The organism is Burkholderia metallica, from assembly GCF_001718555.1.
In the GTDB taxonomy this organism is placed as follows: Bacteria; Pseudomonadota; Gammaproteobacteria; order Burkholderiales; family Burkholderiaceae; genus Burkholderia; species Burkholderia metallica.
The window spans coordinates 525428-548116 of sequence record NZ_CP013403.1 but is presented as its reverse complement, the minus strand read 5'-3'; the positions used below and the strand labels follow the sequence as shown (position 1 = coordinate 548116).

At 69.6% G+C, this 22689-nt stretch carries 23 protein-coding genes; 14 read left to right on the top strand and 9 right to left on the bottom strand.

Annotated elements, in window-relative coordinates; translation table 11 throughout:
* Positions 1-86 precede the first annotated feature (86 nt).
* The 5 genes from WJ16_RS22235 (at position 87) to WJ16_RS22215 (ending at position 4240) form a co-directional block, all read left to right on the top strand.
* Positions 87-1280, top strand: coding sequence for an acyl-CoA dehydrogenase family protein (locus WJ16_RS22235; RefSeq protein ID WP_069259245.1), 1194 nt, complete (start codon positions 87-89; stop codon positions 1278-1280).
* Positions 1281-1373: 93 nt separating this feature from the next.
* Entirely contained in the window at positions 1374-1751 is a 378-nt protein-coding gene (locus tag WJ16_RS22230; RefSeq protein WP_069259244.1) for a hypothetical protein, read from the top strand.
* Between the two features lie 8 nt (positions 1752-1759).
* On the top strand, positions 1760-2281 hold the full coding sequence (locus tag WJ16_RS22225) for a nuclear transport factor 2 family protein (protein ID WP_069259243.1): 522 nt from the start codon (positions 1760-1762) through the stop codon (positions 2279-2281).
* 31 nt (positions 2282-2312) lie between these two features.
* Positions 2313-3437, top strand: coding sequence for an amidase (locus tag WJ16_RS22220; RefSeq protein ID WP_069259242.1), 1125 nt, complete (start codon positions 2313-2315; stop codon positions 3435-3437).
* Between the two features lie 59 nt (positions 3438-3496).
* Positions 3497-4240, top strand: a complete 744-nt coding sequence (locus tag WJ16_RS22215) for an SDR family NAD(P)-dependent oxidoreductase (RefSeq protein WP_069261081.1) — start codon at positions 3497-3499, stop codon at positions 4238-4240.
* 39 nt (positions 4241-4279) lie between these two features.
* Here WJ16_RS22215 and WJ16_RS22210 read toward each other — a convergent pair whose 3' ends face one another.
* Positions 4280-4912, bottom strand: coding sequence for a response regulator transcription factor (locus WJ16_RS22210; protein ID WP_069259241.1), 633 nt, complete (start codon positions 4910-4912; stop codon positions 4280-4282).
* Positions 4913-5265: 353 nt separating this feature from the next.
* Here WJ16_RS22210 and hpaC point away from each other — a divergent pair, with 353 nt between their 5' ends.
* Positions 5266-5811: a 4-hydroxyphenylacetate 3-monooxygenase, reductase component gene (gene hpaC / locus WJ16_RS22205; RefSeq protein ID WP_069261080.1), complete on the top strand. Its 546-nt coding sequence runs from the start codon at positions 5266-5268 to the stop codon at positions 5809-5811.
* Between the two features lie 27 nt (positions 5812-5838).
* Here hpaC and WJ16_RS22200 read toward each other — a convergent pair whose 3' ends face one another.
* The gene (locus WJ16_RS22200) at positions 5839-7107 is read right to left on the bottom strand and encodes a YbfB/YjiJ family MFS transporter (RefSeq protein WP_069259240.1); all 1269 of its coding nucleotides are present in this window, start codon (positions 7105-7107) and stop codon (positions 5839-5841) included.
* 195 nt (positions 7108-7302) lie between these two features.
* On the bottom strand, positions 7303-7848 hold the full coding sequence (locus WJ16_RS22195) for an RBBP9/YdeN family alpha/beta hydrolase (RefSeq protein ID WP_069259239.1): 546 nt from the start codon (positions 7846-7848) through the stop codon (positions 7303-7305).
* A gap of 118 nt (positions 7849-7966) precedes the next feature.
* On the opposite strand from WJ16_RS22195, the gene WJ16_RS22190 reads away from it, so the two are divergent.
* The 3 genes from WJ16_RS22190 to WJ16_RS22185 all read left to right on the top strand — a co-directional run bounded on the left by WJ16_RS22190 (position 7967) and on the right by WJ16_RS22185 (position 9906).
* Entirely contained in the window at positions 7967-8422 is a 456-nt protein-coding gene (locus WJ16_RS22190; RefSeq protein ID WP_069259238.1) for an Lrp/AsnC family transcriptional regulator, read from the top strand.
* 349 nt (positions 8423-8771) lie between these two features.
* On the top strand, positions 8772-8894 hold the full coding sequence (locus WJ16_RS35790; protein ID WP_257785873.1) for a hypothetical protein: 123 nt from the start codon (positions 8772-8774) through the stop codon (positions 8892-8894).
* A gap of 58 nt (positions 8895-8952) precedes the next feature.
* Complete coding sequence (locus tag WJ16_RS22185; RefSeq protein ID WP_069259237.1) at positions 8953-9906, top strand: CgnE/CgnB domain-containing protein; 954 nt, start codon at positions 8953-8955, stop codon at positions 9904-9906.
* A gap of 19 nt (positions 9907-9925) precedes the next feature.
* Here the strand turns inward: WJ16_RS22185 and WJ16_RS22180 are convergent, their stop codons facing one another.
* Positions 9926-10435 carry a GNAT family N-acetyltransferase gene (locus tag WJ16_RS22180; protein WP_069259236.1) on the bottom strand — a complete coding sequence of 170 codons (510 nt, stop codon included), beginning with the start codon at positions 10433-10435 and terminating at the stop codon, positions 9926-9928.
* Positions 10436-10898: 463 nt separating this feature from the next.
* Here WJ16_RS22180 and WJ16_RS22170 point away from each other — a divergent pair, with 463 nt between their 5' ends.
* Entirely contained in the window at positions 10899-11453 is a 555-nt protein-coding gene (locus WJ16_RS22170; RefSeq protein WP_069259234.1) for an arsenate reductase/protein-tyrosine-phosphatase family protein, read from the top strand.
* 407 nt (positions 11454-11860) lie between these two features.
* Here WJ16_RS22170 and WJ16_RS22165 read toward each other — a convergent pair whose 3' ends face one another.
* Together WJ16_RS22165 and WJ16_RS22160 are read right to left on the bottom strand one after the other, a co-directional pair.
* Entirely contained in the window at positions 11861-13879 is a 2019-nt protein-coding gene (locus tag WJ16_RS22165; protein WP_069259233.1) for an LssY C-terminal domain-containing protein, read from the bottom strand.
* 90 nt (positions 13880-13969) lie between these two features.
* The gene (locus WJ16_RS22160) at positions 13970-14422 is read right to left on the bottom strand and encodes a hypothetical protein (RefSeq protein ID WP_069259232.1); all 453 of its coding nucleotides are present in this window, start codon (positions 14420-14422) and stop codon (positions 13970-13972) included.
* A gap of 319 nt (positions 14423-14741) precedes the next feature.
* Here WJ16_RS22160 and WJ16_RS22155 point away from each other — a divergent pair, with 319 nt between their 5' ends.
* Positions 14742-15386 carry a response regulator gene (locus tag WJ16_RS22155; protein ID WP_069259231.1) on the top strand — a complete coding sequence of 215 codons (645 nt, stop codon included), beginning with the start codon at positions 14742-14744 and terminating at the stop codon, positions 15384-15386.
* Entirely contained in the window at positions 15383-17173 is a 1791-nt protein-coding gene (locus WJ16_RS22150; protein WP_069259230.1) for a sensor histidine kinase, read from the top strand. Before WJ16_RS22155 ends, WJ16_RS22150 begins: the two co-directional genes overlap by 4 nt.
* A gap of 164 nt (positions 17174-17337) precedes the next feature.
* Here WJ16_RS22150 and WJ16_RS22145 read toward each other — a convergent pair whose 3' ends face one another.
* Both WJ16_RS22145 and WJ16_RS22140 read right to left on the bottom strand, forming a co-directional pair.
* The gene (locus WJ16_RS22145) at positions 17338-18648 is read right to left on the bottom strand and encodes an MFS transporter (protein WP_069259229.1); all 1311 of its coding nucleotides are present in this window, start codon (positions 18646-18648) and stop codon (positions 17338-17340) included.
* A gap of 143 nt (positions 18649-18791) precedes the next feature.
* Positions 18792-19808 (bottom strand): ABC transporter substrate-binding protein, encoded by a 1017-nt coding sequence (locus tag WJ16_RS22140; protein WP_069261079.1) that lies wholly within the window; start codon positions 19806-19808, stop codon positions 18792-18794.
* A gap of 237 nt (positions 19809-20045) precedes the next feature.
* Here WJ16_RS22140 and WJ16_RS22135 point away from each other — a divergent pair, with 237 nt between their 5' ends.
* Together WJ16_RS22135 and WJ16_RS22130 are read left to right on the top strand one after the other, a co-directional pair.
* Positions 20046-20711 carry a response regulator transcription factor gene (locus WJ16_RS22135; RefSeq protein ID WP_069259228.1) on the top strand — a complete coding sequence of 222 codons (666 nt, stop codon included), beginning with the start codon at positions 20046-20048 and terminating at the stop codon, positions 20709-20711.
* Complete coding sequence (locus WJ16_RS22130; RefSeq protein ID WP_069259227.1) at positions 20698-22119, top strand: sensor histidine kinase; 1422 nt, start codon at positions 20698-20700, stop codon at positions 22117-22119. Before WJ16_RS22135 ends, WJ16_RS22130 begins: the two co-directional genes overlap by 14 nt.
* A gap of 41 nt (positions 22120-22160) precedes the next feature.
* Here the strand turns inward: WJ16_RS22130 and WJ16_RS22125 are convergent, their stop codons facing one another.
* Positions 22161-22607, bottom strand: coding sequence for a hypothetical protein (locus WJ16_RS22125; protein ID WP_069259226.1), 447 nt, complete (start codon positions 22605-22607; stop codon positions 22161-22163).
* Positions 22608-22689: the final 82 nt, after the last annotated feature.

Below are 22689 nucleotides of genomic sequence, written 5' to 3'. Positions count from 1 at the left end.
GGCTGCATCGTCGTGCCGCCGGCCCGAAACCCGCCCGGCACGCATGCCGCCCCGCATTCGCACCCTTATCCGCCCAGGAGACATCCATGCCGCAAGCCGCCCTCGCCATCGAACCCGCGCCGAGCGCTCCGCCCGGGGCACGCACGTCGGCCGCGCCGTTGTCGGCGCTCGACGCGGTGATCGAGACCGTCGCCGCGCGCCGCGACGAATTCGACCGCCTGTCGCACGTGCCGCGCGACGTGATCGCGCTGTTCAAGCAGGCCGGCATCTATCGCGCGGGCACGCCGCGCCGCTTCGGCGGCGATGCGCTCGCGCCGGGCGCGTTCCTCGACATGATCGAACGCATCGCGACCGCCGACGGCTCGGCCGCGTGGGTCGCGAGCTTCGGCTCCGCGAACGTGTATCTCGCCGCGCTGCCGCTCGAGACCCAGGCCGAGCTGTACGCCGGCGGCCCCGACCAGGTGTTCGCGGGCGGCCTGTTCCCGGTGCAGCCCGCGCAGGCCGCGCCGGGCGGCTGGCGCGTGAACGGCACGTGGAAATTCGCGAGCGGCTGCAAGGGCGCCGACTGGCTCGGCGTCGGCATCGCCGTGCCGGGCGCGCAGGACGCCGCGCCGAACAAGCCGCGCACGGCCGTGTTCCGCGCGACCGACGTCGAGATCGTCGAGAACTGGAGCGTGGTCGGCATGCAGGGCACCGGCAGCCACGACCTGCGCGTGGACGACCGCTTCGTGCCCGAAGCGTGGACCTTCGTGCGCGGCGGCGAGCCGACCGTCGACGAGCCGCTGTACCGCTACCCGACCGTCGCGTATGCGGCGCAGGTGCTGGCCGTCGTGAACCTCGGGCTCGCGCGCGCGGCGCTCGACGTCGTAAACCGCATGTCGGGCGGCCGGCAGACGACCACCGGCGCGCCGCGTCTGGCCGATCGCGCGTACTACCGGATCGAGCTCGCGAAGGCCGAAGCGCAACTGCGCTCGGCGCGCGCGTTCTTCTACGACGCCACCGACACCGTGTGGCAATCGATCCTCGCCGGCAACCCGGTGACGCCCGAGCAGGTCAGCCTGCTGCGGCTCGCGGCCACGCATATCGCACGCGAAGGCGCGAGCGTCGTCGAACGCGCATACCGCCTCGGCGGCACGGCCGCGATCTATCGCACGCACCCGCTGCAGCGGCTGCTGCGCGACGCGATGGTCGTGACGCAGCACGCGTTTCTCGGCGAAGGCAACTTCGACGGCGCCGGCGCGGTGTTCACCGGCGTCGCGCCGTTTCCCGGTTATCTGTAACCTGCGTCGACCGATTTTTTCTGACGCGCACGAAGCCGAAGCCCCGTCGCCGGCCGGTTCATGCGCCCCACCGATTTCTCTGGAGAACCCGATATGTCCGATTCGAATCCGCTGCCGCTGCGCGTCCTGTTCTGCTGCGGCGTGTCGCAAAACTTCTTCGACCTGCCGCGCGAGAAGATCGGCGAAGTGTGGCAGGCGTACGGCGCGATGCTCGCCGCCGTCGAAGCGATGCCCGGCGTGCGCGTGCTCGGCGTGATGGACGACGACCGCCTCGTGGTCGGCCAGGCCGACGGCGCGCCGTGGACCTTCTACATCATGGCCGACGTCGCCGACTTCGACACGACGGTCGCCGTGTGCAACCTGTATCGCACGACGCCGGTCGGCGAATACAACCTGTGGCGCTACGGCAAGATCGAGGCGCGGGTCGGCCGCGCGCTGACCGTGCCGTCGGCCGCGAAGCCCGCGGCGTGAGACGGGCGATGACCAACCTCGCTCCCGGCCTGATCGACGCGCTCGCGCAGCGCATGGCGGCGCTCGAAGCCGAGCGCGCGGTGCGCGCGACGATCACGCGTTACATGGCGCTGTGCGACGTGCCCGAGAATGCCGGCGACGGCCCGTCGCTCGCGGAACTGTTCACCGCCGACGCCGTATGGGAAGGCATCGGCCCGCAGTACGCGCGCAAGTTCGGCCGCGTCGAAGGCACGGCCGCGATCGTCGCGATGCTCGGCCGCTACCTGCCGCCCGATCCGCATTTCTCGGCGAACCTGCATTTCCTGACGTCGGAATCGATCGAAATCGACGCCGGCCTCACGCACGCGCGCGGCCGCTGGATCATGCTGCAGGCGTCGCGTTACGGCGACGGCACGGCCGAGCTGATCGCCGCACGGCTGACCGTCGATTTCGCGCCGGCCGGCGACGGCGCCGCATGGCCGATCCGCCATTTCCGCACCGAACGCGTGCTCGACGGCCCGTGGCCGCTCGCCGCCGCGCCACGGTCCTGATGCTTCCTTCCGTTTTCGCACGAACCCGACCATGACAGGCTTCATCGACACCTTCACGCTCGGCGGCCCCGGCCCCACGATCGCGATCAAGGACACGATCGACATCGCGGGCCATCCGACCCGCGCGGCGAGCCGCGCGCTGGCCGACGCGCCGCCGGCCGCGCAACACGCGGACGTGGTCCGCCTGCTGCTCGACGCCGGCTGGCAGATCGCCGGCAAGGCGAACATGCACGAGCTCGCGTTCGGCATGACCGGCATCAACGACTACACGGGCACGCCCGTCAATCCGCAGGACGCCGCGCGCATTCCCGGCGGCTCGTCGAGCGGCTCCGCATCGCTCGTCGGGCTCGGCGCGGTCGACGCGGCGCTCGGCACCGACACGGGCGGCTCGATTCGCGGGCCGGCCGCATGCTGCGGCGTGGCCGGACTGAAGCCGACGTTCGGCCGCGTATCGCGGCGCGGCGTCGCGCCGGCCGAGACCACGCTCGATTGCGTCGGGCCGTTCGCACGCGATATCCGCACGCTGGTCGCGGTGATGGCCGCGATCGCGCCGGACTTCGACCGGACGCAAGCAGCGGCCGCCGCCGCGGGTTGCACGGTCGCGCACATCTTCGTCGACGCCGATCCGGCGATCGCCGCCGCGCTCGACGCGGCCGTGCGCGCGTCGGGTCTTCGTTCGCATGCGCTCGCGCTCGACGACATGCCGGCTGCGTTCGCGGCCGGGCTCACCGTGATCAACGCGGAAACGTCGCGCGCGTTCGGTCATCTGGTCGCGACCGGCAAACTTGGCGCGGACCTCGATGCGCGACTGCGCGCCGCTGCAACGACGACGCCCGCGGCATTGCAGGAAGCCGACGCCGTGCGCGCGCGCTTCACCGCGCAGGTCGACACCGCGCTCGACCACGCGGACGTGATCGTGCTGCCGACCTTGCCCGCGCTGCCGATCACATTGCAGCAAGCCCGCGACGGCGTGTCGGTGATCGCGATGTCATCGCTGATCCGGCCGTTCAACCTGAGCGGCCATCCGGCGCTCAGCCTGCCGCTGCCGCTCGCCGGTTCGCCGTTGAAGGCCGGCCTGCAGATCGTCGGGCGCAAGGGCGCGGACGAACGGGTCTGCGCGATCGCGGCCCACTTCGAAGCGGCACTCGCCGCATGAATCACGATGCGGGCGCGGCGGTATGCGGTACGCGCCCGCGAACCACGGAAACACGCACCATGTCAGACCGAGTCGTCCTCGTCACCGGCGCCGCGCGCGGCCTCGGCGCCGTCATCGCCGAACGCTTTCATGCGGCCGGCTACCGCGTCGCACTGGCCGATATCGCGGCCGATGCGATCCATGCGCATGCGCGCGAACTCGACCCGGGCGGCGAACGCGCGATCGCGCTGCCGCTCGACGTCACGTCCAAACGCGATTTCGAAGCCGCGCGCGACGCGCTCGTCGCGCGCTGGGGCGCGATCGACGTGCTGGTGAACAACGCGGGGGCATCGAAGGTCGTGCCCGCGATGGAGATCACGGCCGAGCAGTTCGACCAGGTGATCGACGTGAACCTGCGCAGCGTGCTGTTCGGCTGCCAGGTATTCGGCCAGTATTTCGCCGCGCGCGGCGCGGGCCGCATCGTCAACATCGCGTCGCTCGCCGGGCAGAACGGCGGCTCGGCGACAGGCGCGCACTACGCGGCCGCAAAGGGCGGCACGCTGACGCTGACCAAGGTGTTCGCGCGCGACCTCGCCGCGCAGGGCGTGACCGTCAACGCGATCTCGCCGGGCCCGCTCGACCTGCCGATCGTGTACGAAAGCGTCGCGCCGGAGAAGCTGCGCCAGGTGCTCGCGAGCCTGCCGGGCGGCAAGCTCGGCTCGGCCGGCTTCGTCGCGGATGCGGCCGTGCTGCTCGCGTCGGGCGACGCGCATTTCGCGAACGGCGCGTGCTGGGACATCAACGGCGGGTTGTACATGCGCTGAACACGGCGCGCCGGGCGTCGCCGAGGCCGCGTCGCCGCGCTAGCGCGCCGCGTCGCCGCCGTCGCCCCACACGACCATCACGTCGCGCACGAGCGCGGCGATCGACGTCGCGCCGAGCTTCTCCTTGATGCTCGCGCGATGCACGTCGACGGTCTTCACGCTGATCGACAGATCCGACGCGATCTGCTTGCTGCCCTTGCCGTCCACCACGCCGCGCAGCACTTCCTTCTCGCGCGCGGTCAGCGCATCGAGACGCTGGCGCAGTTCGCGGTGACGCTGGCTGACTGCATGGCGCTGCTGCGCGAGCCGCAGCGCGCGCTGCACGCGTTCGAGCATCTGCTGCGAGTTGTACGGCTTCTCGACGAAATCGATCGCGCCGTTCTGCAGCGCGCGCACGGACATCGGGATATCGCCATGGCCGCTGACGAAGATCACCGGCAGCGTCGCGCCGCGCGCGTTCAGTTCCGCCTGCACGTCGAAGCCGCTCTTCTCCGGCATCCGTACGTCGAGCACGAGGCATGCGGGCAGGTTCACGTCGAAGCGCGCGAGAAAATCGGCCGCGTTCGCGAATCCTTCGGACGCGATGCCGACCGATTCGAGCAGCCACGCGAGCGATGTCCGCATGCCGCTGTCGTCGTCGACGATGTATACGATCGGTGCGGGTGACGTCATCGCGGGTGTCTCGCTGAATATTGGAAGGGGTATCGCACGCTGCGCAGACGAGGCCGGTTGTCGGCACGCCGCGCACGTCGTTCGCTGGGGGTGTGCGGCACATCATAACGAGCCGAAAACCCGCTGAGAACCCCTTCGCGTCCCGCACGAGCGGGCAATCGCGCTTTTTTTCGCGCGCCGCGCCGTGCATCTAGGTAGAACCTTTAGACGCGTTGGCGAGAACGCCATCTCCGTCGTCAATCGTGCGAATGGTCGCCGGCGTTTTCGCGACGTACGCTTGGGTCGTCGTCGGCGATCCGGCGCTGCACCGGCGGCGCCGCACGATCGCCGCTTTCGTTCACTCAGGAGCGCCCATGTCTTCCACGACCGATATCCCGCGACCGGCACGCGTCGAGCCGACCGACGCGCAGAAGGCCTTCCGGCAAGCGATGGCCCACCTCGGCGCGGCCGTCAACGTGATCACCACCGCCGGGCCGCACGGCCGCTGCGGGATCACCGCGAGCGCCGTGTGCTCCGTCACCGATACGCCGCCGACGCTGCTCGTGTGCATGAACCGTTCGAGCGCGATGCACGCGACCTTCGAGCGCAACCGGCATGTCTGCATCAACGTGCTGCCGGCCGAACACGAGCAACTCGCGCGACACTTCGCGGGGCTCACCGACCTGCCGATGGAACGGCGCTTCGACCTGCCCGTGTGGGAGCGCGGCGAGCAGGACGTGCCGGTGCTGCGCGACGCGCTCGCGAGCCTGCAGGGCACGATCGCCGACATGAAGGACGTCGGCTCGCATTCGGTGATGTTCATCGAAGCCAGCACGATTCGCGTGCGCGACGACGGCGACAGCCTGATCTACTTCAGCCGGGCGTTTCATCGCGTGTCGCGCACCGCGTGCGTGCGGTGAGCGGCGTTCAGCGCTTGTAGCGTGTGACTATGCGGCGGCCCGCAACGCGCGCTGCCCGGCCGCGAGCGCGGCACCCGCGAACAGCGTCAGCGCCGAATACACGAGCCCGCGCGCGAGCCCTGCACTGTCCGAGACCCAGCCGATCGCGACCGGCCCGGCGATCTGCCCGAACGCAAAGACCGTCGTGAATGCGCTGATCCCCTTCGCCCAGCCGTCGGTCGGCAGGTTGTGACGCACGAAGGCCGTCGTCGACGCCACCGCCGACAGGAACGTCGCGCCGAACAGCACGCCCGACGCGAATGCGGCCGCCGGATGCACGAACAGCGCCGGCATCAGCGTCGCGATGCCGAGCAGCGCGTTGAGCACGGCGAGCGCCTGGCCGCCGCGCATCCGGTCGAGCAGCCCCGACCAGAGCCGCGCCGACACGACGGTCGCGACGCCGAGCATCACGTAGAACGCGGCGACCACCGTGCCGCTCATGCCCGCGCCGCGCAGCAGCGCGACGATGAACGTCATGTAGCCGATATAGCCGACGCCGAACAGCCCGTAGCCGGCCAGCGCGAGCGCGAAGCGCACGGGGCTCGCCGTCGCCGCCGGCACCGCGCCGCCGCGCGGCGCGCCCGGTGCCGCGTGCGCGCGCTCGATGCGGCGCGCGGCCGACACGGCCACCACCGAGAACAACACGCAGGCGAACGCGAGCGCGAACCACGCGGGCTGCCAGCCATGGTCACCGTGCGAAAGCGTGGCCGGCACGAGCAGTGACGACGCGACGATGCCCCACCCGGTGCCGCCGTAGTAGAGCCCCAGCAGCAAGCCCGCATCGCGCGGCGACGCCGACGCGAGCCGCGCGGCCAGCACGCCGCCGCTGATGAAGATCAGCGCGCTGCCGACGCCGGTTGCGAGCCGCTGCACGAGCAGCGCGTGCATGCCCGACGACAGCCCGCATGCGGCCATCAGCAACGCGGTCAGCACGCAGCCGGCCGCGAGCAGCGTGCGTGCGCGCCAGCGCCGAGACAACCACGGAAACGCGAGCGCGCCGATCAGATAGCCGGCCGCGTTCGCGGTGTTCAGCGCGCCGGCCTGCGCGAAGGTCCAGCCGAGATCGGCCTTCATCGGCGGCAGCAGCAGTGCATACGAGAAGCGCGCGAGGCCGAGCGCGATCGCGCTGCCGAGCGACAGGCCGATCGCGAGCCGCCACGCAGCGATGCGTTCGGGGTCACGGTCGGGGCGGGATCGGGTCGCGCCGGCGTCCGGCCGCGACGGGCCGGCACGCTCCGGTTGCGGCGCTGTGCGCATCGAGTGTCTCCTTGTCTTCTGATGTCGGTCGAAGCCGTGGTGAGTCGCGTCGGTGCAACGTGTGTCGTCTGTCGCGCGCGCGTCGATTCCGACGGTCGAGGCTTCCGGTTCCGTCGGTCGATCATACGCGAGCCGTCGCGGGCCGGGATGCGTTCACGACGCGCCGCGCGGGAGGACGGCAACCGCCGGCCCGCACTATGCGCGCAACCCTGCCGCGAAGGCCGTGAACAACGCGCGCCCTTCGGGCCACTCCGCCAATCCCGCTTCCGCATTCAGATGGCCGCGCGGGCCGAGCAGCAGCGGCGTCGCGCCACGCTCGCTCGCCCACGCGATGCCGCGCCCGGACGGGTCGTACCCGTCGTTCGAACTGGCGATCGCCAGCACCGGCACGCCGCCGAAATCGCCATCCGGCAGATCCGCGAATGCAGCGGCCGCGGCCGGAAATCGCGGACCGCCCGGATCGGGCACCGCAACGAGCCACACGCCGCGCACGACACGCGCCGACGCCGCCCGCCAGTGCGCGAACAGCAGGCAGCCCAGCGAATGACAGATCAACACCGGCGGCGTGGCGGCCTGCACGACGGCTTCATCGAGCGCCGCGATCCAGTCGCGCAGGTCGGGCGCATCCCACGACGCGGGCGCGATGCGGATGGCGCCCGGCAACGCGGCCTCCCAGTGGCTCTGCCAATGCGCCGGGCCCGAGTTGCCGATCCCCGGCACGATCACGATCGTCTGATCCATCTCCGTCTCCACGATTAAGCGAGTTCGCAGTCTGGCGTGCTGCAAACGGGCCGGGAATGGCAAATCATCGGATATTGAGACAATATGCCGATGAATTAACGGCAACGGGAACGCGGACATGTCGAACGGAGAGCTCGATCGCCTGGATCTTTCGATCCTCGAAGCGCTGCAGGAAAACGCGCGGATGCCGCTGTCCGAAGTGGGCCGGCGCATCGGTCTGTCGCAGCCCGCCACGTCGGAGCGCGTCAAGCGGCTGGAAGAGCGCGGCATCATCGCGGGCTACGGCGCGCGGATCGACCCGGCCGCGCTCGGGTTGGGAATGATGGCCATCATCCGGCTGAAGACGACGCACGAACACATCAAGCCCGCGCTGCGCGCGTTCGCCGAGATGCCGCACGTCATCGAGGTGCACCGGATGACCGGCGACGATTGCTTCCTGCTGAAAGTGCTCGTGCCGACACCGGGGCAACTGGAAACCCTCATCGACGCGATTGCCCGCTTCGGCGCGGTCACGACGTCGCTGGTGCTGCGCTCCGAGCCGGCCAAACCGATCGGCAAGGCGCTGCTCGGTTGATGCGCGTCGGAGCGCCGGCACGCCGCCGATTGCGACGATCGCAACGATCGAGCCGATTGAATTGCCGATGAAAAAACGCCGGATGCGATGCGCCGATTCCGAATCCGGTCATTAAAAAAACGACGTCGAATCCGTCATTCGCTTTAACCGTGCTTGACCGCACACGACCGAAAATCCCCGCTGTTTAGCGCGCTTCGGCTAAAAACCTTGCAACGCATTGCATTCGCAAATTCGTCAGACTAATATCAACGCCACTCGTCGCGCATTCACGAAATGCGAAATGAGGAGTGGCCATTTTTCTGCCACGTTTTCATGTTGAAACGCTCATGTTCACCACAGGAGGATTCACATGCAGGATACTCAGCAGATCGAATTGCTTGACTGGATGCAGGAAGACACGCACCCCGAGGCCGTCGACATGATGGTCGAGGACGCCGTGGTGCTGTTCGGCACCGCGCTCTGGCCGGTCTGAGCGGGCCAACCGTTCTCGCGGAAGGGCTGCGGCCCTTCCGCCGTTTCCGGAGACACGCATGCTGAACCTGCACCGCGCGCTGGGCTTCCACCCCGCGCTGCGCGACAAGCTGGCGCGCGGCGAATCGGGAAAACTGCTGGTCGGCCATGACATCCGCAACCGCGACATCGCGTTGCGCGCCTTCTCCGCCCTGCCCGATTCGCTCGACGCGACCACCCTCTGCCTCGAAAGCACCCCGCCCGCCGACATCGCCGCCGCGCTCGATCGCGCCGATCTGTTCGTGCTGCTGTACGACTCGTCGTGCCTGCCGAAGCCGTCGCCGAGCGGCCCGCCGTTCCTCGCGGCGATCCGCCCCGCGATCGTCGAGCACTGGAGCAAGTCGGTACTGTTCAAGGATTACGGCCCGCATCTCGACGAGGCGTTCGCCGAATCGCTCGACGACATCGCCGCACGCAACGGCCGGCTGATCGACGCGGCCTCGCGCGCGTCGCAGATCCGCTTCGTCGACGAAGCCGGCAACACGCTCACGGGCTCGCTTGCGCCCGACCAGAAATGGACGAGCGTGGACGGCATGGGCAACCTCGACGTCGTGCCCGGCGAGATCGCGACGCACGTGACCGACCTCAACGGCTCGGTCGTGTTCAGCGGCACGTTTCTCGGTACCGTGCCGTTCGCGATCAAGTACAAGGTCGTCGAACGACTGGCGACCCTGCGCGTCGAGAACAGCACGATCGTCGACTTCGACACCGACGACGAAGGCTTCCGGCGCGATTTCTCGACCTATCTCGACCGGCATGCGAATCACCGGCGGATCGAGGAATTCGGCATCGGCACGAACCTCGGGATTCGCGGGCTGTACGGCCGCAACGCGGGGTTCGAGGAGCGTCATCCGGGCCTGCACCTCGGGCTCGGCGGCGGTGAAAACGGCAGCCACCATCTCGACCTGATCTTTGCGCGCGGCACGCTCGCGCTCGACGAACGGATCGTGTTCGACGGCGCGTTCGCCGTCTGACGACCCGGCCGCGGCGGCCTCAGGCTTCAGCGGCCTGCGGGCCGCCGAGCCACTTGTACATCACGAGGCAGTCGACGAAGCCGAGCCGCGCGTGACGATACGCGCGCGGCAGGCGGCCGACGATGTCGAATCCGAGCTTCTGCCACAGCGCGACCGCCACCTCGTTCGTCGAGACGACCGAGTTGAACTGCATCGCGAGGAAGCCGCGCTCGCGCGCGACCTGCTGCGAGTGTTCGCACATCAGGCGCGCGACGCCGCGACCGCGCGCGTCCTCGCTCACCATGTAGCCGCAGTTGCTCACGTGATTGCCGGGCCCCGCCGCGTTCGCCTTCAGGTAATACGAACCGAGCAGCACGCCATGCTCTTCGGCGATCCACGTGCACAGCGGCGCATCGAGCCACAGTGCGCGCGCCGCGTCCTGCGTCGGCGCCGGATCGAATGCATAGGTTTCCTGAGCAGCGACGATCGCGCGGTAGGTCGGCCAGAAGCGCGGGAAATCGTCGTCGGTCATCGGGCGAATCGTGATCATGCGGGGTCTCTCGTGATGGAAATGTCAGCAGCCGGGTCAGCGATCGTACCGTGATTCACGAACGGCCGCCGCCTCGTTGCGCGGCGCTGCGAGCAACGTGCCGCACATTGGCTCGCACATCGGCACCGTCGGCGGATTCGCATGCGGCGGCAGCCGGGCGGGCAACACGCGGTCGAATGCGTGGCTGTGCGCGCGACGCACTGCGCACGCTGGCAGCATCAGCGCCGGAACAGGTGGCGGTGACGGCGTGACGATGCCGCAGTCACGCACCACGAACGGGACCGTGGCTCGCGACTTCCCCGATTGGGCTCAACGTGCATGCGGCGCCACCGGGCCGGCTTGCCACGAAGCGACGCTATCTTGCGAAAACCAGACGTTTATTTTTTTCCGTCGCACGCGGCCGTCATGATCTCCCTCAAGCCCCGGCGCGCCGCCGGGGCGCCCCCACCCTCGAGGAGACATCATGAAAAGAAGGTACACCCTCACCACCCTGGCGCTGCTCTGCTGCGTCGGCATCCAGTGCGCGACGCCGGCATTCGCCGAAGAGCCGAAGAAGGTGGCGTTCGTCGACACGGGCAACACCGGGCGCAGCGTGATGGCCGAAGCGATCGCCGGCCAGTTGATCGCGCAGCGCCATGCGCATGTCGCGGTGATTTCGCGCGCGGTCGACGAAGATCCGTACGACGAAAAGCCCGAAGAGAACGGCGTGATCCTGATGAAGCGCCGCGGCATCGACACGTCCGCGCACCGGTCGGTGCAGTTGAACGCCAACGACGTCAGGCATTCCGACGTGATCCTGACGATGACCGACAAACACAAGGAGAAGGTGCTCGCGCTCTATCCGTCGGCCGCCGGCAAGGTATTCACGCTCGCCGAATATGCGTCCGGGAAGCACGTCGACGTGCCCGACGCGTGGGGCAAGCCGATCGACTTCTACGAAGCGGTGACCACGCAGCTCGACACCTATATCCCGGCCGCACTCGACAAGATCGCGACGGCTGCGCCGGCAAAGCAGTAGTGCCGGCAGAACCTGTCGGCTCGCCGCGCGCAACGCGCCGGCGCCGACAGGTTCGTCGTTCACGTCGATCCGCCCGGACACGCCACCCACCGCACGCGCCCGTCATCGGGCCATTCATTGTCTGCGTGTGGCGATGGAGTCCGCTCGACGCCCCCGCCAATCGCGCGGCCGGCCGGCCTGCTTGCGCGGCGCACGGTCGTGCAAGCGTACGACACGCTCAGCGCAATCGCCGCCGAAGCCGGCATCCGCCGCGAATCGCTATATCGCACGCGTTCCCACAACGGCAGCCCGACGTTGAAAACCCTGCTCGCGGTGCTCAAGCATCGGCCCGTGCCTATCCGCCGTCCCGGCGCAACCAGCGCACGCGCAAGACATCACGCGTCACACACAAGCAGCTCACCACCCGCTCACGGGCTCACCATCCACACCAGCAGCATCTGCGCCGGCGCGGCCGCCATCCCCGCCGGCGGATGCGCGAGCGTCGGCTCGACCGCCAGCGCCTGCGCAATCGTCGCCGCGTCGTCGACGGGCGTCGTGCGCACGATCGTCATCAGCCGCGCCGGCCGGTGCAGCGTCTCGCGATACAGCGCGCCGTACCACAGCGGTCGCAAGCCGAGCGCGTCCTGCAACACGTACGGATAACGCCACAGCCGCAGCACGAGGCGGGTTTCCGGCTGCCCCGGATCGACGCGGACGAACACGCGCCGCGTGCTTTCGCCGTGCGTGTAGCGCGGCAGCACCGGCAGCGTGTCGGCCGGCGCCTGCGGCAACAGCCAGCGCAGCGCGGTGGCCGGCGACCACGGCGTCGCGCGCTGCCAGCCGGCCTGCGCGAGATGCCGGTCGAGCGTGTCCGACGTCGCGCTCCATTGCAGCGGCAGATATTCCTCGCGATCGCCGCCGATCTCGGTGCGGCGCAGCGGCACGCGCAGCCATCCGCCGTGCAACCACTGGTCGACCGTCATCGCGACCACGTCGCCGACGTGCGGGCGCGCCGCGCGATCGAGCTGCCATTGCGCGGGCACCGTCCATACGCCGGCCGTCGCGAGCACCACCGCCACCGCGACGACCGCGCCCCTCGGCTGCACGTGCTCGCGCACGCGCCAGTACGCATACGCGCCGGCCAGCAACGCGAACCAGGCCAGCCCGAGGCTCCAGCCGCCGAGCAGGCCCGACAGCCACGTGTCGCCGACATACAGCCGCGCGAAGCCGCCGAGCACGATCCACAGCACCACCGCCGTCACGACCGGAATCCGCCATCGCGCGGGCCGGTCGCGCGCGAGCACCCAGCCGAGGCCGCTGCTCGCGAGAATCGCGAACGCGGCTTCGGCATCGGGCAGCGGCACGTGCAGCGCACCGGGCGGCAGACTCGCCGGCGTCGCGCCGGGCACGCCCGCGCCGAACACCGGCACGAGCACGACCGCCACCCCCACCGTCGTGAGCCACCACGCGGCCGTCAGCCAGCAGCGATGGATCATCAGCCAGACGAGAAACGCGGCCGCGACGATCAGCCCCGTATCGTGTCCGTGCAGCACGGCCAGCGCGCGCATCGCGGCATCCACCGGCGGCGTGCGCAGGTTCTGCAGGAACGCATACAGCGCAATGTCCGCATGCATCAGCGGATCGTTCGCGACGACATCCTGCACGAGCCCCGCGAACAGCCACACGCAGCCGACGAACAGCAGCGCGAACACGGGCACTGCGCCCGGCAGCCCGCGCACGTAGGCGATCGCGTCGTGCAGCCGCGCGCCGAACCGCGGCCAGCGGCGCGCGCACGCGTGCACGCCTTCGACGAACGCCCGGCGCAGCAGCGGCCAGCCGCGCCGCAGCGCGACGCGCACGCCGACCCACACGAGCGCGACCAGCGCCGCGACGACCAGCAGGATCGCGGCGACCCGCACGCTGATCGCCGCGGCCAGCGCGGCCGACGCCCCGAACAGGATGCCCGGCGCGACGTGCACGGGCGCCCAGACGAGCGCCGACACGACGTTGACCGGATAGAACGACCGGCGCGGCAGCGTCGCGCAGCCGACGACGACCGGCACGACCGCGCGCACCGGCGCCAGAAAGCGCGCGAGCACGATGCTCTTCATCCCGTGACGCAGCACGAATTCCTCGCCGCGCGCGTACGCGGCCGCATAGCCGAAGCGCGCCCACGCGTCGCGGATCATCCCGCGGTAGCGCCGCCCGAGCTCGTAGCTGATTCCGTCGCCGACCACGGCGCCGACCGCCGCGACGCCGATCGTCGTCCAGCCGTCGAGCGCGCCCGCGCCGATCAGCGCGCCGGCCGCGAACATCACGGCGCCCGCCGGCACGATCGTGCCGATCAGCGCGATCGCCTCCGCGCAGGCCGTCACGAACACGATCGCGAGCACGAGCAGCGGATGGGCGCCGATCGCGCCGATCCATGCGTGGATCGTGTCGCTCATCCTCCGCTCCAGGGCGGGGCGAACGCGGGGCCGGCAATGGCAGGGGGAGCGTTCATCGTGAGAGGCGCGCGCTCGCGCCGGCGTGGCGGATCAATCGAACTCGTGCTGTCGCGCATCGGCCTCGAGCGGCGCATCGTGGTAGCCGACCGTCGCGATTTCCTGCAGATAGCGCGCCAGAAACGCGCCGATCGATCCGGCGGCCTCGTACTGATGCACATGGCGGAATTCGTGGGTCAGCAGGCGGCGCGTATGCTGCCCGCGCAGCACGTACACCACGTGACCGAGCGTGAGCCCGATCGTCCCCGGCGACAGCAGCCCCGTGTCGCGCGCGATCGCGGCAAGCGAAGGCGTCTCGGGGAACGGCATGCGCTCGACGGTCACCAAACGAATCCGCTCCGGTTGCGCGACGCCGACCGTGCGCGCGTCGTCGGCTTGTGCGGGCGTCAGCGGCGCGCCCTGCGCGATCCCGCGCGCCGCCTCGGCTTCGGCCCATGCGACGGCGGCAGGCAGTGCGGACGGCAGGACATCGGCAAGATCGATCATCGCAGGGCTCCTCGGGGCGGAAGTGGCATCGGGCACCAGTTTAGTCCCGATTCGGGACGGTTCGCGGCGCGGCGCGCGACGCACGGTGCCCGCCTGCTCCCGCCACCGCGGTCATCGGGGAATACCCGGATTCGCGCCGGCTGCGCCGCGTATCTTTCCCGTCGATTATTTCGCTTTAGTACACATTCAGCGCTCGTTCGCGTCGAAAATTTCCCGGATGTGTACCGTTTTCGGATTCGGCGGAATATATTGGTCAGAAGAACGGCCGCGGCAATCGCCGCACGACCGTGCGCGGCGCCATCCCGAAGAGGATCGCTCGATGATCAGGGTAATTCTGGCTGACGATCACGCAGTCATGCGGGACGGACTGCGCCACATCCTGGAAACGGCCGGCGGTTTCGAGATCGTCGGCGAGGCGAGCGACGGCGCGGCCACGCTCGCGCTGGCCGAACGCGGCGCCGCCGACGTGCTGCTGCTCGATCTGTCGATGCCCGCGCCGACCGGCATCGAGCTGATCCGGCTGGTGAAGCACCACGCGCCGTCGCTGCGCACGCTCGTGCTGACGATGCATGCGGAAGCGCAGTACGCGGCGCGCGCATTCAAGGCCGGCGCCACCGGCTATCTGACGAAGGACAGCGCAGCAGCCGAACTCGTGGAGGCCGTCGGCAAGGTCGCGGCGGGCGGCGTGTACGTGAGCCCGTCGGCGGCCGAAAGCCTCGCGCTCACGTTGCGCGCGCCGGCCGCGGTGCTGCCGCACGAGCGGCTGTCCGCGCGCGAATTCGACGTGATGCGCCGCATCGTCGCCGGCCAGACCGTCACGCGGATCGCGGCCGAACTCGCGCTGAGCGCGAAGACGGTCAGCACGTACAAGACACGGATTCTCGAGAAGATGGCGCTGCCGCACGAGGCCGCGCTGGTTCGCTACGCGGTGCGCCACGATCTCGACCCCGGTGGCGACGCATGACGGCCGCCTTCCGCGTCCCGCCCTCGCCGCCGGACGACGTGCCCCCGGACGCGTCGCGCCTGTTCATGTCATCGCTGCCGCCGGGCCGGCGCGAACGGCGGCTCGCGCTCGCGACCGTGCTCGTCTCCGCGGTGATCTTCGCCGCGCTGGCGCCGTTCGCGGGCCGGCCGCTCGCGCCGGGCGGGGCGTTCATCCCCGTGTACCAGTCGGCGATCGTCGTCAACGACATGGTGACGGCCGGCCTCCTGCTCGGCCAGTACGCGATCCTGCGCCAGAGACCGCTGCTCGTGCTCGCGGGCGGCTACCTGTTCACGGGCTTCATGGCCGGCACCCACATGCTGACCTTTCCCGGGCTGTTCGCGCCGACCGGCCTGCTCGGCGCCCGCGACCAGACCACCGCGTGGCTGTACCTGTTCTGGCACGGCGGCTTTCCGCTGGCGGTCGCCGCGTACGCGCTGCTGCGCGCGACCTCGCGAACGACTGGCCCGACCGTGGCCCCGCAGCGCCGCGCGGCGATTCCGGTGGGGCTGTGCATCGCGGCCGCAAGCGGCGCGACGGCCGCGCTCGCGCTGCTCGCGACGGCCGGCCACGACCTGCTACCGCGCATCATGGACGGCAACCGGATGGCCGCGACGATGACGAACGCGATCACGATCGTCTGGGGGCTGAACCTGGTTGCGCTGATGCTGATGTGGCAGCGGCGGCGGCGCCAGTCGGTGCTCGACCTGTGGGTGATGACGGTGCTCGTCGCGTGGCTGTTCGACATCGCGCTGTCGTCGATGCTGAATCACGGGCGCTTCGATCTCGGCTTCTACGCGGGGCGCGCATACGGCCTCGTCGCGTCGGGCGTCGTGCTGTTCGCGATGCTGTTCGAGAACGGCCGGCTGCATGCGCAGACGGTGCGCGCGCTGGCCGGCGCACGCTTCCAGCATCGGCTCGTCGTGCAGCAGAGCGCGCAACTGAACGATGCGAACGAACGGCTCGAACAGCGCGTCGCCGCGCGCACCGCGCAACTGAGCGCGTCGAACCGCGACCTGCGGCGCGAAGTCGAGGACCGCGTACGCGCGGAACGAGCGCTGCAGGCGTCGCGCGAGGAGTTGCGCGAGATCGCCGCGATCAGTGCGAGCGCACGCGAAGCCGAGCAGCGCCGCATCGCGCGCGAGCTGCACGACGAACTCGCGCAGACGCTCGCGACGCTGAAGAACGATCTCGAATGGCTGATCGATCGCGTACCGCAGGACGACGCGCAGCTCGCGCGCAAGATCGCGGCGATGCACGCGCTGGCGCGCGATGCGGTGGCCGCGACGCGCCGCATCGCATCGGACCTGCGTCCGCTGATGCTCGACGATCTCGGCTTCGCCGCGGCGATGCAATGGCTCGTCGAGGATTTCCGGCATCGTCACGGCATCGACTGCGCACTGCATGTCGCCCCGCCGGCGCTGCAACTCGACGAGCCTTACGCGACCGCGGTGTTCCGCATCGCGCAGGAAGCGCTCGCGAACGTCGCGCGGCATGCGGCCGCGTCGCATGCGAGCGTCGCACTCGTGCATGCGAACGATGCGATCGAGCTGACGATTCGCGACGACGGCGCGGGATTCGATCCGCGCGCGCCGCGCAAGTCGGGCTCGTTCGGGCTGGTCGGGTTGCGCGAGCGCGCGTATCTCGTCGGCGGCACGCTGCGGATCGCGACGACGCCCGGCGAGGGAACGACGGTCGAAGTGGAGATTCCGCTGTCGCCTGCGCAGGTGGCGACCGCGCAGCGCGGAGTTGGCGGGCCGCGCGGGTAGGCACCCGGCGAAGGCGACGATACGCCGTCGCCGGCCGATCGGCGACGGCGGTCAACGCGTGGATGGCGACCGCCACGCGCTCGCGTACCTGCTGTCGAACCCGCACGCACCGGCCGGCTCCCCGTTCGTCGGCAACCGCTTGATGAAGCGGTCACCGCGCGCGATCACGCGCGCGCCGCCACCATCCCGCGCTCCGAGCGCATCCACGCGACCAGCGCGCCGATCCCGAGCAGCGCGAGACACACGATCGGCACGATCATCGGCCCGAATGCAGTGCCCGTCACCTTGCCGGCAAACGGCATCAGGTTCTGGCTGAAGAAGCCGCCGAGGTTGCCGATCGAATTGATCGCCGCGACGCTCGCCGCCGCCCGCGCGCCGGTGAAGTAACGCGGCGGCATCGACCAGAAGCACGGATACAGCAGCGGAATGCATGCCCCGCCGAGCACCAGCGCGATGAAGCGCAGCGGCGTCGACGGCAGCACGAGGCTCAGCAGGAAGCCGAGCGCGCCCAGCGCCGCGACGATCGCGATCGTGCGCAGGATGCTCTTCGCGCGGCGCAGCTTCGCGGGCAGCCACAGCAGCAGCAGCACCGCGAGCGCCCACGGCAGCATGCTCAGGAAGCCGTTCGTGCTGCTCGACACGCCGAACGATTTCACGAGCGTCGGCAGCCAGTACGTGACGCCGTACAGCGACGTCGACATCAGCATGTAGGTTGCCGCGAACAACATCACGCGCGGATCGAGCAGCGCCTTCCACGGCTGGCCGTGCTCGGCCTGCGCAGGCTTCTCGCGCTCCAGCGCGGCTTCGACGATCTGCTTCTCGCGCGCGTCGAGAAAACGCGCATCGCGCACCGACGCGGGCAGCACGCGGAACACGACGATCGCGACGATCACCGCCGGGATACCCGTCGCGACGAACACCCACTGCCAGCCCGCGAGCCCCCACACGCCGTTCAGACTCAGCAACACGCCGCCGACCAGCGAGCCGAGCATGTTCGCGAGCGCGCTGCCGAGCGTGAAGATGCCGAGTACCTTCGCGCGATAGCTCTGCGGAAACCACAGCGTCAGGTAGTAGATCACGCCCGGATAGAAGCCGGCCTCGGCGATGCCGAGCACGAAGCGCAGCGCGCAGAACGCCGGCATCGACGTCGTGAAGCCCATCAGCACCGTGATGAGCCCCCAGGTCAGCATGATCCGCGCGAGCCACACGCGGGCGCCGTAGCGATGCAGCGCGAGCGTGCTCGGCACCTCGAACAGCAGGTAGCCGATGAAGAACAGCGACGACGCGAGCCCGAACGCGGCTTCCGTCATCCCGAGGCTGTGCACCATCTGCAGCTTCGCGAAGCCGACGTTCTGCCGGTCGATGAACGCGATCAGGAACATCACGACGAGGATGGGCATCAGGCGCCACGCCATCTTCGACATGATGCGCTGTTCTTCGGCGGACGCGAGGTCCAGGGGGGCGGTAGCGTTCACTTCAGGCTCCTTGCGTGAATCGGTTGCATCGCGATTGCATAACGGTTGCGTAATGGTTTCGAATCGGTTGCGTCGCGGTTGAATCGGCGCCGCGCACGACGGTTGCGCGGGCGCGGGCGTATCGGTGAAAGCGAGCGGCGGGATCAGCCCGACCGGAAGTCGTCGAGCATCGGCGCGAACATCTCGTGCCACGCGCGCGGCTTCGCCTTGATCGTGCCGGCCAGGTACAGGAATTCGACGTAATCCATCAGCTGGTTCGGCAGCACCGAGAAGCGCGTATCGGGCGCCGCGAGCATGCGCATCACGTCGTCGTGCGACACGCTCACGCCCGACGACGACGCATAGAGCGCGGCCGCCGCGCGCGGGTCCTGCACGATCAGGCGGTTCGCTTCGTCGAGCGCGCCGAGAAACGCGCTCGCGAGCGCCGGATGCGTATCGACGAGCCGCTTCGGCGCGAACACGACGTCGAGCGTCATCGGGCCGAGCACGTCGACCGAATTCACGACGCGGTGGATGCCCGGCTCGCGCAGTTCCAGCGTCGAGAACGGCGGCGACGTGAAGTGCGCGGTCACGCCGTTCTCGCGGCGGATCAACGCCTGCATCGCCTGCGGATGCGGCAGGTTCACGGTGATCGAATCGAGCTGCGCGAAATGCGCGGGGCCGAGCTGCCGGCTCGCGACCATCTGCAGCACGACCGCCGACAGCGACGTGCGGATGCCGGGCACCGCGATCCGGTCGGCGCGCGTGAAGTCGCGCAGCGACGTCAGGCCCGGCCGGTTCGCGTTCAGCGACAGCGACGTGGTCGACAGCCCGCTGATGCCGATCACCTCGACGTTCGGAATGCCGCGCGCCCGCGCCCACAGCTCGATGAAGCCCGGTGCGCCGGCCCCGGCGAAGTCGAGCGTGCCGGCCATCATCGCGTCGTTGACGGAATTGCCGCCGTCGAGCAGCACCCAGTCGACCGCCACGTCGCGCACGCCGTGGCGCGCCGCGTGCCGCTCGAACAGCCGCTGCTTCTCCATCACGAGCAGCGGCAGGTACAGCACGCCATAGCCTTTCGAGATCCGCACCGTGAGCGGCTTCGCGCGCACGAGCGCCGGCGCGGCCAGCATGCCGAGCCCGGCGGCGAGCAATGCGCGGCGGCGCGGCGACGTCGTCATGCGCGCGCCGCCGTACGACGGGCGGCACACGGCCACGCGCCGGCCCGCGTCACGCGACGCCGCGCGTTCGTCGTGCCCCTGACTTGCTGCATGTTGCCGTCTCCTTGAATATTTCTGGTATTAATGCCGTCCTTGCGTACTGCATCCGGCTCGACACAGGTTATCGACCGAGTCTGAGAAAATGCTGACATCCCGCCCCCGGGAAAACCCCTAACCACCCATCTGCGAAACGGCACCATGCGCATTCTCGTCGTGGAGGACGATGCCGAAATCGGCGCGGCGATCCGCAGCCGCCTCGCGCGGCTCGGCCACGCCGTCGATCTCGAAACCGACGGCGCGACCGCGAACGGGCTGCTGCGCGTCGAGCGCTTCGACCTCGTCGTGCTCGACGCGAACCTGCCCGGCATGGACGGCTTCTCGGTATTGCGCCATCTGCGCGCATCGGGCAGCACGACGCCGGTGCTGCTCGTCACCGCGCGCTCGGCGATCGACGACCGCGTGAGCGGCCTCGGTCTCGGCGCCGACGACTACCTGGTGAAGCCGTTCGACTACCGCGAACTCGATGCGCGCGTGCAGGCGCTCCTGCGCCGCAACAGCGGCCACGCGAACGACGTGCTGACGCTCGGCGGCCTCGTGATCGACCGCAGCAGCCGTCTCGCGGAACTCGACGGCCAGCCGCTGTCGCTGTCGCGTCAGGAATTCGCGCTGCTCGAAATCCTCGCGAGCCGACCGCAACGAATCTTCTCGAAAGACGAACTACTGAACCAGTTGTTCAGCTTCGGCAACGAGCCGACCGCGAACGCGGTCGAACAGTACGTGACGCGCGTGCGCAGGAAGCTGCAGGGCAGCTCGGTCGAGATCCGCACCGCGCGCGGGATGGGGTATCAGATTGCCGCGCACTGACTGGTTTCCGAAGACGCTGTTCGGGCGCACGCTGCTCTTCATCGCGCTCGTCGTCGCGACCGGCGCGCTCGCGCTCGCCGCGATCGCGCGCTACTACGCGGGGGTCGCCGCCGAACGCGCGTACGACCAGCTGCTCGCCGGCGCATCGATCCAGGTCGCGGAAAACCTCTACGTGCAAGGCGGCGTGCTCGCGCTGAATCCGCCGGTGGCCGCGCTGTCGACGCTGTCGCGCTACGACCTCGTCTACTACAAGGTCGTCGATTCGCGCGGCATCGTCGTGGCCGGCTACCACGATCTCGCGAGCCCCGTGACGCTCGCCGCCGCGAAACAGGGGCCCGCGTTCGCGACCGGCCTGTACCAGGGGCACCGGGTCCGCACCGCGACCATCGCGCGCTACATGCCCGAGGAGAGCACGCCGGGCTGGGCGCTCGTCACCGTTGCGCAGACCACGAATGCGCGCCAGCAGCTCACGAACGACATGAGTTTCAAGGTGTGGACGCTGATCCTGCTGATGAGCGTGCTCGCGATCGGCGCGAGCGGCCTCGCGATCCGGCGCGGCCTGCGCCCGCTCGCGCAGATCGGCGCGATCATCGCTGCGCGCGACCCGGCCGACCTGCGGCCGGTGGCCGTCGACACGCCGAGCGAGATCGACGCGATCATCGGGTCGATCAACGGGCTGATGCACCGCCTCGCCGAGCGGATCAACGCGATGCAGCGCTTCATCGCCGACGCCGCGCACCAGATGCGCACGCCGCTCGCGCGGCTCGACGCGCAGATCGAACTGCTCGACGGCGAAGCCGATCCCGCCCGCCACGCGGCACGACTCGACGCGCTGCGCGCGACCAGTTCGGACGTCGGCCGGCTCACCGGCCAGTTGCTCAATCATGCGATGGTGATTCATCGGACCGAGGCCGTCCCGCTGCAACCGGTCGAACTCGTCGCGCTCGCGAAGGAGGTGCTCGGCCGCACGATTCCGCTCGCCGGCGAGCGCGATGTCGCCGTGGCATTCGCGAGCGACGCGCCGCATGCGTGGATCGACGGCGATGCGATCAGCCTGCAGGAAGCGCTGTCGAACGTGCTGCACAACGCGCTGCTGCACGGTCACGCGGACGACATCGTCGTGTCGGTCGCCACCGCGCATCACGCCGACGGCGCGGTCACGCTGACCGTCACCGACAACGGCCGCGGGATTGCGCGCGAGCACTGGGATGCCGCGCTGCAGCCGTTCGTGCGGATCGCGCCGGACGGCAGCGAACGGCGCACCGGGTCGGGCCTCGGGCTCGCGATCGTGCAGGAAGTGATGAAGGCGCATGGCGGGCGCGTGGGGTTCGCGTTTCCCGACGCGGGCGGGTTTTCAGTGGTGCTGACGTTTCCGCGCGCGGCGCAGCGCGATGCCGGGAACGCGTGAGCCGACCGTGAGCGTCGGCGCGCGCGCGGCGCGGCAAACACTCAGTCGTCGCGGTCGTCGTCGAAACGATTGCGCTGCGCATGCGTCGCCACCCGCCGGTCCAGCTCGTCGTACCGACGATCGCAAAACAGCCGGCACAGCGTATCGACGTCCGCGCGCGCGTCGACGTCGATCGTGTCGACATGCTGCTCCAGCTTCCCCTTGCCGATCCCGAACAGCCCCTTCTTCATCCGCATCGACACCGCGTTCAGCTGAAAGCCCGCCGCGTGCGCGTCGCTCAGCGCGGTCACCCACAGCTCGCGCTGATCGTCGGCCTGCTGCAGCACGAGCGCCGGCAACGGGCCGTCCTGCGTGTCGTTCCATTCGGCATGCTGCGCGGCCCACGGGAATGCGTCGAACGCACGGGTAAACGACGCGTAGTCCGTCTCTCCCTGCGGATCGAGCTGCTTGAAATCGTAGCCGACTTTCTGAATGGAATACGTCAACATGGTGCGGCGCTCCCGGTAGCGGTCATGGCGACCGAACGTCAATCTACCCGACAATCAGGCGTGCATGCCAATTTTTCGCCAC